Annotated in this window: 15 protein-coding genes; 9 read left to right on the plus strand and 6 right to left on the minus strand. The window is 61.1% G+C overall.

All coding sequences use genetic code 11. From position 1 onward, the window contains the following. Position 1: 1 nt before the first annotated feature. The gene (locus ACSQ16_RS04500) at positions 2-1,183 is read right to left on the minus strand and encodes a penicillin-binding protein activator (protein ID WP_093928003.1); all 1,182 of its coding nucleotides are present in this window, start codon (positions 1,181-1,183) and stop codon (positions 2-4) included. Positions 1,184-1,270: 87 nt separating this feature from the next. Here ACSQ16_RS04500 and rsmI point away from each other — a divergent pair, with 87 nt between their 5' ends. From rsmI to ACSQ16_RS04520, 4 genes are all read left to right on the plus strand, one after another. Continuing rightward, positions 1,271-2,128 carry a 16S rRNA (cytidine(1402)-2'-O)-methyltransferase gene (gene rsmI / locus ACSQ16_RS04505; RefSeq protein WP_243261525.1) on the plus strand — a complete coding sequence of 286 codons (858 nt, stop codon included), beginning with the start codon at positions 1,271-1,273 and terminating at the stop codon, positions 2,126-2,128. 80 nt (positions 2,129-2,208) lie between these two features. Then, a complete protein-coding gene (locus ACSQ16_RS04510) occupies positions 2,209-2,553 on the plus strand; it encodes a YraN family protein (protein ID WP_317405672.1) in 345 nt (114 codons plus the stop codon). A 106-nt stretch (positions 2,554-2,659) separates the two neighbouring features. Further along, positions 2,660-3,595: a glutathione synthase gene (gene gshB / locus ACSQ16_RS04515; protein ID WP_243261523.1), complete on the plus strand. Its 936-nt coding sequence runs from the start codon at positions 2,660-2,662 to the stop codon at positions 3,593-3,595. After that, positions 3,592-4,509: an alpha/beta hydrolase gene (locus tag ACSQ16_RS04520; RefSeq protein ID WP_243261522.1), complete on the plus strand. Its 918-nt coding sequence runs from the start codon at positions 3,592-3,594 to the stop codon at positions 4,507-4,509. The genes gshB and ACSQ16_RS04520 overlap by 4 nt, the downstream gene beginning before the upstream one ends. On the opposite strand, the gene ACSQ16_RS04525 is transcribed toward ACSQ16_RS04520, so the two are convergent. From ACSQ16_RS04525 to cobU, 4 genes are all read right to left on the minus strand, one after another. Next, on the minus strand, positions 4,472-5,989 hold the full coding sequence (locus tag ACSQ16_RS04525; protein WP_243261521.1) for a YifB family Mg chelatase-like AAA ATPase: 1,518 nt from the start codon (positions 5,987-5,989) through the stop codon (positions 4,472-4,474). The two genes, ACSQ16_RS04520 and ACSQ16_RS04525, sit on opposite strands and share 38 nt — an antisense overlap. A 73-nt stretch (positions 5,990-6,062) precedes the next feature. Beyond that, complete coding sequence (locus ACSQ16_RS04530; RefSeq protein WP_243261520.1) at positions 6,063-6,746, minus strand: glutathione S-transferase; 684 nt, start codon at positions 6,744-6,746, stop codon at positions 6,063-6,065. A gap of 59 nt (positions 6,747-6,805) precedes the next feature. Beyond that, the gene (locus tag ACSQ16_RS04535) at positions 6,806-7,387 is read right to left on the minus strand and encodes a histidine phosphatase family protein (protein ID WP_243261519.1); all 582 of its coding nucleotides are present in this window, start codon (positions 7,385-7,387) and stop codon (positions 6,806-6,808) included. Then, positions 7,384-7,905, minus strand: a complete 522-nt coding sequence (gene cobU, locus ACSQ16_RS04540; RefSeq protein WP_243261518.1) for a bifunctional adenosylcobinamide kinase/adenosylcobinamide-phosphate guanylyltransferase — start codon at positions 7,903-7,905, stop codon at positions 7,384-7,386. The genes ACSQ16_RS04535 and cobU overlap by 4 nt, the downstream gene beginning before the upstream one ends. A 96-nt stretch (positions 7,906-8,001) precedes the next feature. Here cobU and ACSQ16_RS04545 point away from each other — a divergent pair, with 96 nt between their 5' ends. From ACSQ16_RS04545 to ACSQ16_RS04565, 5 genes are all read left to right on the plus strand, one after another. Continuing rightward, positions 8,002-8,880, plus strand: coding sequence for an RNA polymerase factor sigma-32 (locus ACSQ16_RS04545; RefSeq protein ID WP_093928012.1), 879 nt, complete (start codon positions 8,002-8,004; stop codon positions 8,878-8,880). 80 nt (positions 8,881-8,960) lie between these two features. Continuing rightward, entirely contained in the window at positions 8,961-10,154 is a 1,194-nt protein-coding gene (coaBC, locus tag ACSQ16_RS04550) for a bifunctional phosphopantothenoylcysteine decarboxylase/phosphopantothenate--cysteine ligase CoaBC (RefSeq protein ID WP_243261517.1), read from the plus strand. A 9-nt stretch (positions 10,155-10,163) separates the two neighbouring features. Next, a complete protein-coding gene (gene dut, locus ACSQ16_RS04555; protein WP_243261516.1) occupies positions 10,164-10,616 on the plus strand; it encodes a dUTP diphosphatase in 453 nt (150 codons plus the stop codon). Then, positions 10,616-11,647, plus strand: a complete 1,032-nt coding sequence (locus ACSQ16_RS04560; protein WP_093928015.1) for a HesA/MoeB/ThiF family protein — start codon at positions 10,616-10,618, stop codon at positions 11,645-11,647. The genes dut and ACSQ16_RS04560 overlap by 1 nt, the downstream gene beginning before the upstream one ends. 48 nt (positions 11,648-11,695) lie before the next feature. Continuing rightward, positions 11,696-13,708 carry a M3 family metallopeptidase gene (locus ACSQ16_RS04565; protein ID WP_243261515.1) on the plus strand — a complete coding sequence of 671 codons (2,013 nt, stop codon included), beginning with the start codon at positions 11,696-11,698 and terminating at the stop codon, positions 13,706-13,708. A gap of 21 nt (positions 13,709-13,729) precedes the next feature. On the opposite strand, the gene ACSQ16_RS04570 is transcribed toward ACSQ16_RS04565, so the two are convergent. Further along, the gene (locus ACSQ16_RS04570; protein WP_243261514.1) at positions 13,730-14,668 is read right to left on the minus strand and encodes a 2-hydroxyacid dehydrogenase; all 939 of its coding nucleotides are present in this window, start codon (positions 14,666-14,668) and stop codon (positions 13,730-13,732) included. Between the last annotated feature and the right edge of the window lie 3 nt (positions 14,669-14,671).

Raw genomic sequence — 14,671 nt, forward strand, 5'->3', positions numbered from 1 at the left:
TTCAGAAACCAGCCCCACCAAAGCCACGCGGTGCCGGGTCTAGCACAACGACACGGCTGTTGCGGATGGTGGCCACGGCCAAGGCACGTTCATTGGTGCCGTCGCGGCGCAGGCGGAAAATGCCACTGGCCCCTTGGAACCCAGCTCCTTGGGTCAGTGAAGCACCGGAAAGCGCATTGGATTTACCACCCTTTACCAAAGAGCCGACCGCCGCGATTCCGTCAAAGGAAAGCCCAGCCAGCGGATGTGGCTCGCTACCATAGGCGGACTTGTAGCGGTTGGAGAAGGCGCTGCTGGCGGCCGCATCAGGCAGAGCAAACCATCCGCCCTGCACACCGGATAGGTCCAGCGTCTGCTGCGGGATATCCCAGCGGGTTAGACCCACATACTGTGTGGTGGCAGTTTGAATACCTGCTTCGGGAAGAAGCTCTGCGAACAGCGGCAGAGCGCTGGCCGAGGACGTCGTGAGAAACAGCGCATTCGCACCGCTGCTTTCGACCGTCGCTTTGACCCGTGGCACGGCAGCCACAACCGATTCTTGGCTTAGCGCATAATCAACGGTGCCGGCCAGCGTTGCGCCATTGGCACTGATCGCCTGCATAATCGCATCACGGCCCAGTTGGCCGGCAACATCCTGACCATGCAGGATGACCATTTTGTCTTTGCCATTGCGCTTGGCAAAGTTCACCAAACGGTTGGCCGTGTTGGCAAAGGTTGGCCCAAGCACAAAGACGTTGCCACCCGCGATGGTCGGATTGTTCGAGAACGAGATCACGTTGACGCCAGAAGAGGCCACAGCCACGCCTGCCGCATTCGCCGCCTCGCCGTAGACCGGCCCAAGGATGATCTTGGCCCCTTCATTCACAGCCTGTGAGGCAACGGCGGCCGCCTTGCTGGCATTGCCAGCAGTGCCATAGACGCGCAGGTCAATTTCGACACCATCAAGATCGCGCATCGCAAGGCGTGCGGCGTTTTCAAGGTTTGTAGCCAGCAGTTCGTCGCTGGCGGACCCGCCGCGCGGCACCAAAAGCGCCACGGGAACGGGCGCAGATGTATCAATCTTTGGGCCGCCCGAATTGGCGCCAGACATGGCGACGGGCTGACAGGCTGCCAAAATGACCGCAAAGAGAGGCAGCAATAGCAGGTGCATCTTCTTGCGGAAGGCTCGGAAACAGGCAATCATTTGTATTCACTCCCCGGTGGTGGCAAGACGACGACGGTCGCCGGAATATGGCCGCGATCATAGTCACTGCGAAAGGCGGGTCCAGCGTTGAAATTCCTCAAGACAGAGCTAGCCCCGGGACTGTATTTCGTGGGCGTCCCAATCGGCACGGCGCGCGATATCACGCTGCGCGCGCTGGACACGCTCGCCTCGGCGGATCTGCTGGCGGCAGAAGACACGCGCAGCCTGCGCCGATTGATGGAAATTCACGGAGTGCCACTTGCAGGCCGCAAGGTTCTAGCCCTGCACGACCATAGTGGCACATCCGTGCAAGAGCGGCTTATTGCAGCAATCCAAGAGGGCAAATCGGTCGCCTATGCGTCGGAGGCAGGGATGCCGCTAATCGCCGATCCGGGCTTTGAATTGGGGCGTGCCGCCGCCGCCGCCGGGGTGATGCTGACTTGCGCTCCGGGCCCCTCAGCGGTGTTGACGGCGTTGGCGCTGGGCGGTTTGCCCACAGATGCATTTTTCTTTGCAGGCTTCCTACCCAATAGCAAATCTGCGCGTATTGCCGCCCTGGAAAAGCTGCGCGATGTGCCGGGGACTTTGGTTTTTTACGAATCACCAAAGCGGCTCGGGGCGATGCTACGCGATGCTGCAACCGCGCTGGGCGCAGAGCGACAGGCCGCTATGTGCCGGGAATTGACCAAGAAGTTTGAAGAGGTTCAACGCGATACGCTCGAAAACCTAGCAGAGTTTTATCAAGCGAAGGCACCGAAAGGCGAAGTGGTCGTGCTTATTGATCGTGGTCGTTCAGATTCTGTTAAACAAGTTGACCTAGAAACAGACTTGCAACGGGCGCTGAAGGAACTGTCGATGCGCGACGCTGTCGATTTGGTGGCGCAGGCGCATGGTCTGCCCCGGCGGCAGGTCTATCAGGCGGCATTGGCGCTCGGCAAAGATTAGGAATTTGTCGGAGTAATAAAAATATGGCGCAGGATGATATAGCTACGGCACGATCTGCCGCCAAATGCCACCGGGGGCGCATGGCCTATCATGCCGGGATCGCTGCCGAGAATAGGATCGCGCAAGACTATGAACGACGTGGCTTTGCCATTGCCCGTCGTCGCTGGCGTGGCCGCGCCGGAGAGATTGATTTGATCCTGCGCGATGGGTCCGCCTTGATCTTTGTTGAGGTTAAGCAAAGCCGGAGTTTCGCACGCGCGGCGGAAAGCCTTTCATCCCGGCAGATGCGGCGTATCTACCGCTCTGCCGAAGAATTTCTTGCCGGTGAACCTGCTGGCAGCCTGACCGAAGTGCGCTTTGATGTGGCACTCGTCGACGGGCAGGGGGCCACCGAAATCATCGAAAACGCCTTTGGTCACGGCTGACCCATTGCGCATAGGCCACTGCTGCGCCATCTAGGAAATGATCCCTCAAGCCTGCACCGCTGGTCCGGGTTGGGTCATGACCATGGTAAGCAGCAGGGAGACTCCGATGAAGATCGCCTTTCAGATGGACCCGATCGGGGACGTGAATATTAATGCCGACAGCAGCTTTCGGCTGGCCGAAGAAGCGCAGGCGCGGGGGCATGAACTGTTTTTCTACACGCCTGATCATTTAGCCTATCAGGAAGGGCGGATCACGGCGCGGGGGTATGATTTTACCGTGCAGCGCGTGCAGGGCGACCACGCCCATTTCGGAGAGGAGCGAGAGGTCGATCTGGCCGACTTTGACGTGGTGTGGTTGCGTCAAGACCCGCCGTTCGACATGCATTACATCACGTCTACCCATCTATTGGACCGGCTGAAAGAGACCACACTGGTGGTTAACGATCCCTTCTGGGTGCGGAACTACCCAGAGAAACTGATGGTGCTCGACTTCCCGCAACTGGCGCCTCCGACCACGATCGCGCGTGATCTCTCTACGATCAAAGCCTTCAAGGCCAAGCATGGCGATGTGATCCTAAAGCCGCTTTACGGCAATGGCGGGGCTGGGGTGTTCCGGCTTGATGCCAATGACCGCAATCTGACCTCTTTGCATGAACTCTTTACCGGATTTTCCCGAGAGCCGCTGATCGTGCAAAAATTCCTGCCTGCCGTGTCGAAGGGGGACAAGCGTGTCATCCTTGTGGACGGAGAGGCCGTGGGCGCAATCAACCGTGTTCCAGCAGAAGGTGAAACGCGGTCGAACATGCATGTGGGCGGGCGGCCAGAGAAGGTCGGGCTAACCGAACGTGATCTAGAAATCTGCGCGGCCATTGGGCCCTTGCTGAAAGAAAAGGGTCAGGTTTTCGTTGGCATCGATGTGATCGGCGACTACCTGACAGAGATTAACGTGACCTCTCCCACCGGCATTCAGGAACTGGAACGGTTTGACGGTGTGAACATTGCCGGCAAGATCTGGGAGGCAATCGAGGCCCGCCGCGGGTGAGCCTGCGTCAGCATTTGTTGAACCGTTGCCTGCGCCTGACTGAGAAACCTTTTCTGGCGCGGGCAAACCCTCAAATTTTGCGGGCCACGATGGAGAAGCAAGCGCGGCTCTTTTTCAGGGGGCCGCGTGGCGTGCGGGCGGATTGGCGGGATTTGCCGGGCGCAGGGTCTGCGCTTTGGCTTACGCCGTCGCGAATTTTAGAAAGCCGCGTCATTCTTTACGTCCATGGCGGTGGATTTGTCTTTGGCAGCCCTGAGACCCACCGCGCCATGGTTGCGAGATTGGCCTTGTTAACCGGTGCGCGGGCAGTGCTGCCGCGCTATGGGCGGGTGCCCGATGCTGTGTTCCCCAAACCTGCGGAAGATGTCCGTGCGGCTTGGGATGCGCTGCGCCAAATGGGCATTGCTCCACAGGATATCGTGATCGGCGGCGATAGCGCAGGGGGTGCCTTGGTCTTTGATCTACTGGCGCAGCTTTGTGGTGAAGGGGCCGCGCTGCCTGTTGGGGTCTCTGCGTTTTCACCTTTGCTGGATATGACATTTTCAGGCGACAGTTTTTCAAAAAATGCCGAAAGCGACGTGCTTTTGCCAGCGGTCCGCGCAGCAGAGATGGCGCGACTTTACCTTCAGGGGCAAAGCGCGACCAGCCCGCGCGCCAGCCCGCTTTTCGCTGATTTCAACAACGCCCCGCCAGTTTGGCTAACCGTAAGCGACAGCGAGATTCTGCGCGATGACAGCCAGCGTTTCGCCGCGCGACTGCAAGAGGCGGGCGTGTCCGTTACATTTGAAGAGGCCCATGATTTGCCCCATGTCTGGCCCTTGTTTCAGAACCATCTGCCAGAAGCGCGAGCAACTCTTGCCTCGCTCGCCGATTGGATCAACGCCCTGCCGCGGGATCGGGCAGACGAAAACTGATCGCTTCCGCCATATGCGGGCGGCGCACCTCCGCCGCACCCTCCAGATCCGCGATGGTGCGTGCCACACGCATCACCCGGTGATAGCCACGCGCAGAAAGCCGGAAACGTTCTGCGGCGCGGATCAGCAGGTTGCGGGCTTCGGTGTCGGGGCTCACGATTGCTTCTAGCATGTCCCCCGAAACATCGGCGTTGGCCGACATCCCGTCCTGCCCGGAATAGCGCGTGAGTTGTCGTGCCCGGGCGGCGGCGACCCTTGTGGCGACCTCGGCAGAGCCTTCGGAGCTTGGGGGCAGGTTAAGGTCTGTATAGCTGACCGGTGGCACGTCGACGCGCAGATCAAAACGGTCCATCAGCGGGCCCGAAATGCGGCCCATGTAGTCTTCGCCACAAGCCGGAACACGGGCGCAGGCTCGAGCCGGGTCAGGTAGATAGCCGCATTTACAAGGGTTTGCCGCGGCCACCAGCATGAAACGACAGGGGTATTTCACATGGGCGTTGGCGCGCGCGATCATCACCTCGCCCGTCTCAATCGGCTGGCGCAGGGTTTCGAGCACCGTTCGAGTAAACTCGGGGAACTCATCCATGAACAATACGCCGTTGTGGGCCAGAGACACCTCGCCGGGACGCGCGTGGCGCCCACCGCCAATGATCGCGGCCATGGACGCGGTGTGATGCGGCTCGCGGAATGGGCGGCTGCGGGAGATGCCGCCTTCGTCCAGCAGCCCAGCAAGTGAGTGGATCATCGAAGTCTCAAGCGCCTCGGACGCGGTGAGTGGGGGCAGGATGCTGGGCAGTCGCGCCGCCAGCATAGATTTGCCCGATCCCGGTGTGCCGACGAGCATCAGATGGTGTCGCCCTGCCGCCGCGATTTCCAGCGCACGTTTGGCGCGCTCCTGGCCTTTGACTTCGCGCAGATCGCGCCCTGCCGCGATCAGGGGAACCTCGCCCGGTTCTGCCGGGGTGATCGGCACTTGCCCGGTGTAATGGCGGACCACATCACCTAGGTTAGCGGCGGCGATGACCTGCGTTTTGCCCACCCATGCAGCCTCTGCCCCTGACCCTGCGGGGCAAAGCAGGCTGCGGTCATGGGTGGCGGCGGCCATTGCGGCGGGTAGGGCGCCGACAACGGGCATCAGCGTCCCGTCGAGCGAAAGTTCCCCCAAGGCCACGATGTTTTGGGTGATGTCATCAGGCAGGATATCAAGCGCCGAAAGAAGCGCCAGTGCGATGGGCAGGTCGAAATGACTGCCTTCTTTGGGCAGGTCAGCGGGGGAGAGATTGACGGTGATGCGCTTTGACGGCAGCGCGATTGCCATGGCGCCTAGGGCCGTGCGCACGCGGTCGCGTGCTTCTGACACCGCCTTGTCAGCCAGTCCCACGATGGAAAAGCCGGGCAAGCCTGCTGTCATCGCGCATTGCACTTCGACAAGTCGCGCTTCTACCCCCTGAAATGCGACCGTATAGGCCCGCGATACCATCGTCCGTTCTCCCGCCTTGCTATGGTTAATCGGTAGGCAAGACGGGTTTAGGAATGGTTAACGCAGGTCTTAGTCAGGAGACCGGCCAGTTCCGTTTGGGCAGACCAAGCTCATAGGGGAACGGGTCATATTTGGCTTCCAACCCGGCGGCGCGCCATGCCCTAAAGACTGGATCGTTGATCGTAGTTTCGCAATACGTCCGTGCCTCAGCCGAGACGGGCAGGTCATAACCGATGATCCGCGCGGCGACCGGCGCATAGAATACATCGGCCAACGAATAGTCACCAAAAAGCCATGGCCCACCGCTCTGGGGCTGGCTGCGGGCGTGGCGCCAGAGGTCTTCGATACGCTCTAGGTCTTGCCGGGTGTTGGCATCTGGGTCAAACCTCTCCCACACATGTTGCAACTGCATCGGGCAGGCCCCGCGCAGCGCGCCAAAGCCTGAGGCCATGGCGGCACATAGCCAACGTGCGGTCGCGCGTGCGGCAGGATCGGCGGGCCATAGCCCGGCGTCGGGATGACGTTCGGCCAGTGTTTCTGCCATGGCTAGGCTTTCGCCCACTACCGTGCCATCAGACAGACGAAGCACCGGTACCTGTCGCGCGGGCGCAAGCGCGGCGAGATCATCCACCATGGTCCCGCTGTAGAGGCCCACAAGATGCGTGCGGTACGGCAGATTGAATTTTTCAAGCATCAGCCAGCCCCGGAGGGACCAGCTAGAGAAGGTGCGATCGCCGATATAAAGATCATATGTCATAGGCGGAAAATACTCGGAAGCAGGCGGTCAAGCAAAGCGCTTTGTACGGTCCAAGCTTGCTATGGCGTGTGATTGACCGCTTTGATCTGCCAATTGCCGCTATCATGCACCAAACGCGTGACGGAGAGATTGTCGATTTTATGGGCCATCGCCTCAAGAGGACCGCCGCCTTGAGCTTGCTGAACTTGCGTCAGGATCACGCCAAAATGTGCCACGGCAATCACATGCGCTTGCGGGTAGGCGGCGTTGATCCTTGCGACCACCCGATCGACGCGGGCTTTGGTCTGGTTCCAGCTTTCGCCCTCCGGCGCGACGACATCACCGGGCGTTTCCCAATAGGCACGGCTGAGGTCAGGGTCGCGGGCGGCAACTTCGGAAAAATGCATCCCGTCCCATGCACCGAAATGCAATTCGCGTAGATCAGGTTCATGGGGCAGGCGGCGGCGCGCGGGCTGTTCTAAGGCATCCGCAGTATGGGCGGCGCGGATCAGATCAGAGGACAGCAGGAGCGCGTCATCAGGTAAATGCAAATTCAGCCGCGCCAGTCGCGGCGCATCAGACAGGTCAGCGGGCACATCGCGCCAGCCGACGAAGTTTTTCTCATGTGTTGGCCCGTGGCGCACCCAGTGCCAAGTGGTCATGGCATTTCGCCTTTCAACAGTTGTGGCAAGCCGACAACGACCTGTACGACCGTCTCTGCCTCTGCGGCCAATGCGATGTTCAATCGGCCCTGTGCCTCGCGGAATTGGCGGGCCATGGCGTTATCGGGCACGATCCCCTGACCGACCTCGTTAGAGACGATGACCCAATGCGCCGAACAGTCGCGCAAGGCCGCCAAAAGCGCCGCCTGGGCCGCATCCAAATCGCTGCCTTCCATCAAATGATTGCTAAGCCACATGGTTGCACAGTCAATCAGCGCGATTTCGCCAGCAGGCAGTTTCGCCAAGGGTTCCGTCAGATCAAGCGGGCATTCGACAGTGCGCCACCCTGCATCTCGTCTTGATTGATGCTTGTTCACACGTTCTTGAACTTCGTCATCCCAGATGCGCCCGGTGGCGAAGTAAGTCTTTGGAAGACCACACGAATTTACAAGCTCTTCTGCCCATTCTGACTTCCCCGAAGCCGCGCCGCCTAGGGCAAAGGTATTTCTTGGCAACATCTTCTCACCAAATATTTGAACCAAATGGCATAGCTCTGCGTATCTCTCTCAACGGCGCATAACAAGCCAAGCCATGCTCTTAGGGGGATATCCAAAATGTCATTGCAAACCGCACGCGAATTCTCACTTACCCGCACCGCTATGAAGGCCGAGTTGCTCGATGCCGATACAGAGCTTCGATTGGCCTATGCGTGGCGTGACCAGCGGGACGAGGCCGCGCTGCACCGTTTGATTACCGCCTACATGCGCCTTGCCATTTCCATGGCCGGCAAATTCAAGCGCTACGGTGCCCCGATGAACGACCTGATCCAAGAGGCGGGTCTGGGCCTGATGAAGGCCGCCGATAAATTCGACCCCGACCGGGGAGTGCGTTTCTCGACCTATGCGGTTTGGTGGATCAAGGCGAGCATTCAGGATCATGTGATGCGCAATTGGTCGATGGTGCGGACCGGCTCGACCTCCTCGCAAAAGTCGCTGTTTTTCAACATGCGCCGGGTGCAGGCCCGTCTTGAGCGTGAGGCTTCTGCTGTGGGTGAGACGCTGGACAAGCACCAGCTGCGCCAGATGATTTCCACCGAAATTGGCGTGCCGTTGCACGATGTCGAAATGATGGAAGGGCGTCTGTCGGGTTCTGATTATTCGCTGAACGCGACCCAATCTGCCGAAGATGAAGGCCGCGAGTGGATCGAAGCGCTGGCCGATGAAAGCGCACAGGCAGCTGAGCGTGTTGAGGAAGAGCACGACACAGCCCAATTGCGGAACTGGTTGCTGACGGCGATGCAGGGGCTTTCGGAGCGTGAGCAGTTCATCGTCCGCGAACGCAAACTGCGTGATCCTTCGCGCACCTTGGAAAGCCTTGGTGATGAGTTGAGCCTCAGCAAAGAGCGGGTGCGTCAGTTAGAAGCTGCCGCCTTTGGCAAGATGCGCAAGTCGCTGGAAATGCAATCGCGTGAGGTCTTTGCTTTCTTGGCCTGAGCCGCAGCTCTGACACCACTGGGGCTGGCAGATTGCTGCTGGCCGGATTAAGGTCTCCCGAATGCAATCGGGGGGCCTTTATGCTGTCGGGCAAACATATTTTGCTGATCATCGGGGGCGGCATCGCCGCCTATAAATCACTCGATCTGATCCGCCGCCTGCGGGAGCGTGGGGCGAAAGTGACCCCGGTGTTGACCCGCGCAGGCGAAGAGTTCGTGACTCCGCTGTCGGTTTCCGCGCTGACTGGCGTGAAGGTGTTTCGCGATCTTTTTGACCTCGGGGATGAGGCCGAAATGGGCCATATCCAACTCAGCCGCGCTGCTGATCTGTTGGTCGTGGCCCCGGCCACCGCCGATCTGATAGCTAAGATGGCGCAGGGGTCAGCGAATGATCTGGCGTCTACGCTACTCCTCGCCACTGACACGCCCGTTCTGCTTGCGCCTGCGATGAACGTGCGCATGTGGCAGCACCCCGCGACGCAGCGCAACATTGCTACCTTGCGGGGCGATGGCATTGCGATGGTCGGCCCAAATGATGGCGATATGGCCTGCGGTGAATTTGGCCCGGGACGCATGGCCGAACCGCTTGAGATTGTCAGCGCAGTTGAGGCGCATCTGGCGGACGGGCCGCTGAAGGGCAAGCGCATCGTCGTCACGTCGGGCCCCACGCATGAGCCAATTGATCCAGTGCGCTATATCGCCAACCGCTCTTCCGGCGCGCAGGGCACGGCGATCGCAAGGGCGCTGGCGGCAATGGGGGCCGAGGTGGTGTTTGTCACCGGACCGGCAGAGGTGCCTCCGCCGGAAGGCGTCAAAGTGGTGCTAATCCAAACGGCACAAGAGATGATGGAAGCGGTCGAGGCTGCCTTGCCTGCCGATGCCGGTGTTTTTGCAGCAGCGGTGGCTGATTGGCACGTTGAAGGGACAAGCGACCGCAAGCTCAAGAAATCCAAGGACGGGTTGCCGACGTTGTCCTTCGCTGAAAACCCCGACATCCTAAAAACCATAAGCCAACGCACCGAAGGTCGTCCGGCGCTTGTGGTCGGCTTCGCCGCCGAGACCAATGACGTGCTGGCCCATGCCACCGCCAAACGCGCGCGCAAAGGTTGCGATTGGATCGTGGCCAATGACGTTTCTCCCGGCACCGGGATCATGGGCGGGACTGAGAATGCCGTGACGCTTATCACCGATGACGGTGCCGAGGATTGGCCGCGTATGGGAAAAGATGCGGTGGCCGCGCGGTTGGCCAAACGTATCGCCGCCGCGCTGGCCTGAGGAGAGATTATGACCACGATCAAACTTCGCTGGGCCGAAGACGCAGACCAAAACTTGCCGCTGCCCAGCTATGAAAGCGCTGGCGCTGCGGGGGCCGATCTACGCGCGAACCTGCCCGGCGGCGCAGTTACGTTGGCCCCCGGCGCGCGTGCGCTGATTTCAACCGGTTTGCATATGGCAATCCCGCAGGGGTTTGAGGTGCAGGTCCGGCCCCGCTCTGGGCTGGCGCTGAAACATGGGATCACGCTGATCAACAGCCCCGGCACCATCGATAGTGATTATCGCGGTGTGGTTGGGGTGATCCTTGGCAACACGGGGACTGAGGCATTCACGGTGGAACATGGGGCGCGTGTGGCGCAGATGGTGGTTGCACCGGTGGTGCAAGCGGGGTTCGATTTGGTTGATAACCTCACTGCAACATCCCGTGGTGCGGGCGGTTTCGGCTCCACCGGGGTGGCCTGATGTTGGCGGTTCTGATTATTGCCTCCGCCCTTTGGTTCGGTGGCGGCGTGCTGGGCATTCCGCGCGGGCTGCGTGCGGGGCTGATCGCGGTGATGTATGTGGCCTTGGTGGCGCTGCATCTGGTCTTCCCAGCAGATCACCCGTTGCGACTGTCCACGGGCGGCAGCGCCGCACCTTGGCTGCTGCTGGGGGGCTTTGCGGTCTTGGTGGTTCTTTATCGGCAGGGGCTGAACACCCTGCGCGCCCGTGCCAATCCGGAACCTGAGACCCCAGCCACGGATAGTTTTTCCGACAGTGAACTCAACCGCTATGCGCGTCATATCGTATTGCGTGAGGTTGGCGGCGCCGGGCAGAAGGCATTGAAGAACGCCAAGGTGCTGGTTGTCGGGGCAGGCGGGCTTGGTGCGCCTGCGCTGCAATATCTTGCTGCGGCGGGTGTTGGCACCATCGGGGTGATCGACGATGACGAAGTGGAAAACGCCAATCTGCAACGGCAGGTAATCCACAAGGACGCAGCCATCGGCACGCCCAAGGTGTTCTCGGCCCAAGCAGAGATGACCGCCCAAAACCCGCATATTACCGTGCGCCCTTATCACCGCCGCCTGACTGACGAGATCGCCGCCGAACTGGTGGCCGACTATGACCTAGTGCTCGACGGCACCGACAATTTCGACACCCGCTACCGCGTCAACGCCGCTTGCGTCGCGGCAGGCGTGCCGTTGATATCAGGCGCGCTGAGCCAATGGGAAGGGCAGCTTAGCGTCTTTGATCCCGCGCGCGGCGCGCCTTGCTATCGTTGTATCTTCCCTAAGGCCCCTGCCGCCCATCTGGCCCCCTCTTGTGCCGAGGCCGGGGTAATCGGTCCGCTGCCGGGTGTGATCGGCACGATGATGGCACTAGAGGCGGTTAAGGTGATTACCGGTGCGGGTAGCGTGCTGCGCGGGCAGATGATGATCTATGACGGGCTGTACGGGGAGAACCGCCAGATTGCCCTTACCCGGCGCGAGGGCTGCGAAACCTGCGGCGGGTGATTGCAAGTCTCTCAGGCTCCCCCCATTTAGGGTGGAAAGGAGACTTTCATGACAAATCCGCTGCTCGCCGAGTGGGATACACCCTTCGGCATCGCCCCCTTTGACCGTATTTCCGATGACGATTTTACCTCCGCATTGCAAGAGGCGCTGGCCGCCCATCGGGCCGAGATCGACGCCATCGCCAGCAACCCCGACGCGCCCACCTTCGCCAATACGGTTGAGGCGTTAGAGGTCTCGGGCCAAGCGCTCGACAAGGTGCTGAGTGTGTTCTTCACCGTCGCAGGGGCCGATAGCAACCCGGCGCGCGAGGCGTTGCAGCGTGATTTCTCGCCCGAACTGGCTGCGCATCAATCTGCCATCTCTGGCAATGAGGCGCTGTTCGCGCGGATCGCGGCCGTCTGGGAGGCGCGGGACGCGCTAGACCTGACCCAAGAACAGGCGCGGGTTTTGATGCTGTCCCACCGTGGCTTTGTCCGCGCCGGTGCGGCGCTGACAGGCGATGCTGCGGAACGCATGAAAGAGATCAAGGCGCGGCTTGCGGTATTGGGTACGCAGTTCACGCAAAACCTGTTGGCGGATGAGCGCGCATGGTTCATGCCGCTGGATGAGGGCGACCTCACCGGCCTGCCTGACTTTGTGATCGACACCGCCCGCGCGGCGGGGGAGGAAAAGGGCGCAGACGGCCCGGTGGTCACGCTCTCGCGCTCGCTGATTGTGCCTTTCTTGCAGTTCTCTGACCGGCGTGATCTGCGCGAGAAGGCGTTTCGCGCATGGGAGGCGCGCGGGGCCAATGGTGGTGAGACCGACAACCGCGCCATCGCGGCTGAGACTTTGGCGCTACGCAAAGAACGCGCAACCTTGCTCGGCTATGACAACTTCGCGTCCTACAAGCTGGAAACGGAAATGGCTAAGACGCCAGCGGCAGTGCGCGATCTGCTGATGTCGGTCTGGAAACCCGCCAAGGCGCAAGCCGACGCCGATGCCGAGGTGCTGACTGCGCTGATGCGTGAGGACGGGGTGAATGGCGCGTTGGAACCGTGGGACTGGCGCTACTACGCCGAGAAACGCCGCGCGGCAGAGCATGACCTCGATGAGGCGGCGCTGAAACCCTATTTTCAGCTCGACCGGATGATCGACGCGGCCTTCGACTGTGCCAACCGGTTGTTCGGGCTGGAGTTCGCAGCCCTCGACGTGCCGCTCTACCACCCTGATTGCCGGGCATGGGAGGTGACCCGGAACGGCAAGCATGTGGCGGTTTTCATCGGGGATTATTTCGCGCGCGGCTCTAAGCGCTCGGGCGCATGGTGTTCGGCGATGCGGGCTCAGGCGAAGTTCCCCCGCGAACAGGCACCTGTGGTCATCAACGTCTGCAATTTCGCCAAGGGCGACCCGGCGCTCTTGTCCTATGACGACGCGCGGACGTTGTTTCATGAGTTCGGCCACGCGTTGCACCAGATGTTGTCGGACGTGACCTATGAAAGCGTCAGCGGTACCTCGGTCGCACGGGACTTCGTGGAACTGCCAAGCCAGCTTTACGAGCATTGGCTGGATCAGCCCGAAGTGCTGGAGAAATTCGCCACTCACGCCCGCACGGGCGAGGCGATGCCGCGTGAGATGTTGGAGAAGGTGTTGGCCGCCGCGACATTCGACATGGGGTTCCAGACAGTTGAATATATCGCCTCGGCGCTGGTCGATCTGGAGTTTCACGATGGCGAGGCACCGGCTGATCCGATGGCGCGACAGGCCGAGGTGCTCAGCAGCATCGGCATGCCGCAAGCGATCCGGATGCGCCACGCCACGCCGCAGTTCGCGCATGTCTTCGCCGGAGACGGCTATTCCAGCGCCTACTACAGCTACATGTGGTCTGAGGTGATGGACGCCGACGCTTTCGCCGCCTTCGAGGAAGCGGGTGGCGCCTTCGATGCCGAGCGCGCTGAGGCGTTGGAAACCCACATCCTCTCGACCGGCGGCAGCCGTGATCCGGCAGAGCTTTACACGGCGTTCCGGGGGCGTTTGCCGGGAATCGAAGCGCTGCTCAAAGGACGTGGGCTGGCCGCCTAGAGCGAAAACCGGGGCCGGGGGTCAGTACCCCCGGTCGCGGTCCACGACATGCAGCAGCGGCTCACCAGCCTCGCTGCGGCGAATGTTTTCGGCAATCACCTCCGAGGCCGTATCATTGCGCGTCGCGGCGGCGATATGCGGGGTCACGGTAACATGCGGATGCGCCCAATAGGGGTGATCCTCGGGCAGCGGCTCTATCCGGAAGACATCAAGCGTCGCATGGGCGATCTGGCCGCTATCAAGCGCGTCAAGCAGGGCGTCATCGTCAATCAGCGGCCCGCGACCGGGGTTGATGATGAAAGCCCCCTTGGGCATCTGCGCCAGTGTTTCGGCGTTCAGCACGTTCTGCGTGGCGGGGGTATCGGGCATCAGCAGCACGGCGATCTCGGCGCCCTTCAATGCCTCGGTCAGACCATCATCACCATGCAGGCAGCGGACGCCCTCAATCTGCTTCTCACTGCGCGACCAGCCGGTCACGTCAAAGCCCAGTCCCACCAACGCCTCGGCCACGGCCTGCCCAAGCGCACCGATGCCCAGCACCGCGACGCTGCGCTCGCGCGCCAAGGGCGGGGTGCGCGGCTCCCATTTGGTATCTCCGCGCAGGATGTCGGTATCCATCCCCAGATGGTGGCGCAGCACATGGCCCGTGCACCATTCGACCATGCCGTGGGTCAGGCCGAAGTCAACCATCCGCGTCAGCGGGATTTTCAATGTCTCGTTGCCGGTGATCGCCTCTACCCCGGCCCAGAGGTTCAGCACTGCCTTGGCGCGAGTGTAGGGGATGAAGTCCTGCAAGTCGCTATTGGGGGCGTAGACGATATAGTCGACCTCTTCGGGCGGCAGGTCAGTGGCCAGCGTGAAATCCTGCCCCGGCAGTGCCTTGCGCAGCGCTTCGTTCAAAGGCTGTTCATAGCCGTCCCAGCGTTCGGCTTTGGCGGCGAAGAGAATGTTGATCGTCATGAG

Origin of the sequence: Sulfitobacter sp. SH24, assembly GCF_965641895.1 — a bacterium.
GTDB classification, from domain to species: domain Bacteria; phylum Pseudomonadota; class Alphaproteobacteria; order Rhodobacterales; family Rhodobacteraceae; genus Sulfitobacter; species Sulfitobacter dubius.

What these genes read in the sequence shown, in the direction of transcription:
- coaBC (WP_243261517.1), top strand. Translation starts at nt 8,961, where the DNA reads ATGCTGTCGGGCAAACATATTTTGCTGATCATCGGGGGCGGCATCGCC.
- ACSQ16_RS04560 (WP_093928015.1), top strand. Translation starts at nt 10,616, where the DNA reads ATGTTGGCGGTTCTGATTATTGCCTCCGCCCTTTGGTTCGGTGGCGGC.
- gshB (WP_243261523.1), top strand. Translation starts at nt 2,660, where the DNA reads ATGAAGATCGCCTTTCAGATGGACCCGATCGGGGACGTGAATATTAAT.
- dut (WP_243261516.1), top strand. Translation starts at nt 10,164, where the DNA reads ATGACCACGATCAAACTTCGCTGGGCCGAAGACGCAGACCAAAACTTG.
- ACSQ16_RS04530 (WP_243261520.1), bottom strand. Translation starts at nt 6,746, where the DNA reads ATGACATATGATCTTTATATCGGCGATCGCACCTTCTCTAGCTGGTCC.
- cobU (WP_243261518.1), bottom strand. Translation starts at nt 7,905, where the DNA reads ATGTTGCCAAGAAATACCTTTGCCCTAGGCGGCGCGGCTTCGGGGAAG.
- ACSQ16_RS04545 (WP_093928012.1), top strand. Translation starts at nt 8,002, where the DNA reads ATGTCATTGCAAACCGCACGCGAATTCTCACTTACCCGCACCGCTATG.
- ACSQ16_RS04535 (WP_243261519.1), bottom strand. Translation starts at nt 7,387, where the DNA reads ATGACCACTTGGCACTGGGTGCGCCACGGGCCAACACATGAGAAAAAC.
- ACSQ16_RS04525 (WP_243261521.1), bottom strand. Translation starts at nt 5,989, where the DNA reads ATGGTATCGCGGGCCTATACGGTCGCATTTCAGGGGGTAGAAGCGCGA.
- ACSQ16_RS04500 (WP_093928003.1), bottom strand. Translation starts at nt 1,183, where the DNA reads ATGATTGCCTGTTTCCGAGCCTTCCGCAAGAAGATGCACCTGCTATTG.
- ACSQ16_RS04570 (WP_243261514.1), bottom strand. Translation starts at nt 14,668, where the DNA reads ATGACGATCAACATTCTCTTCGCCGCCAAAGCCGAACGCTGGGACGGC.
- ACSQ16_RS04510 (WP_317405672.1), top strand. Translation starts at nt 2,209, where the DNA reads ATGGCCTATCATGCCGGGATCGCTGCCGAGAATAGGATCGCGCAAGAC.
- ACSQ16_RS04565 (WP_243261515.1), top strand. Translation starts at nt 11,696, where the DNA reads ATGACAAATCCGCTGCTCGCCGAGTGGGATACACCCTTCGGCATCGCC.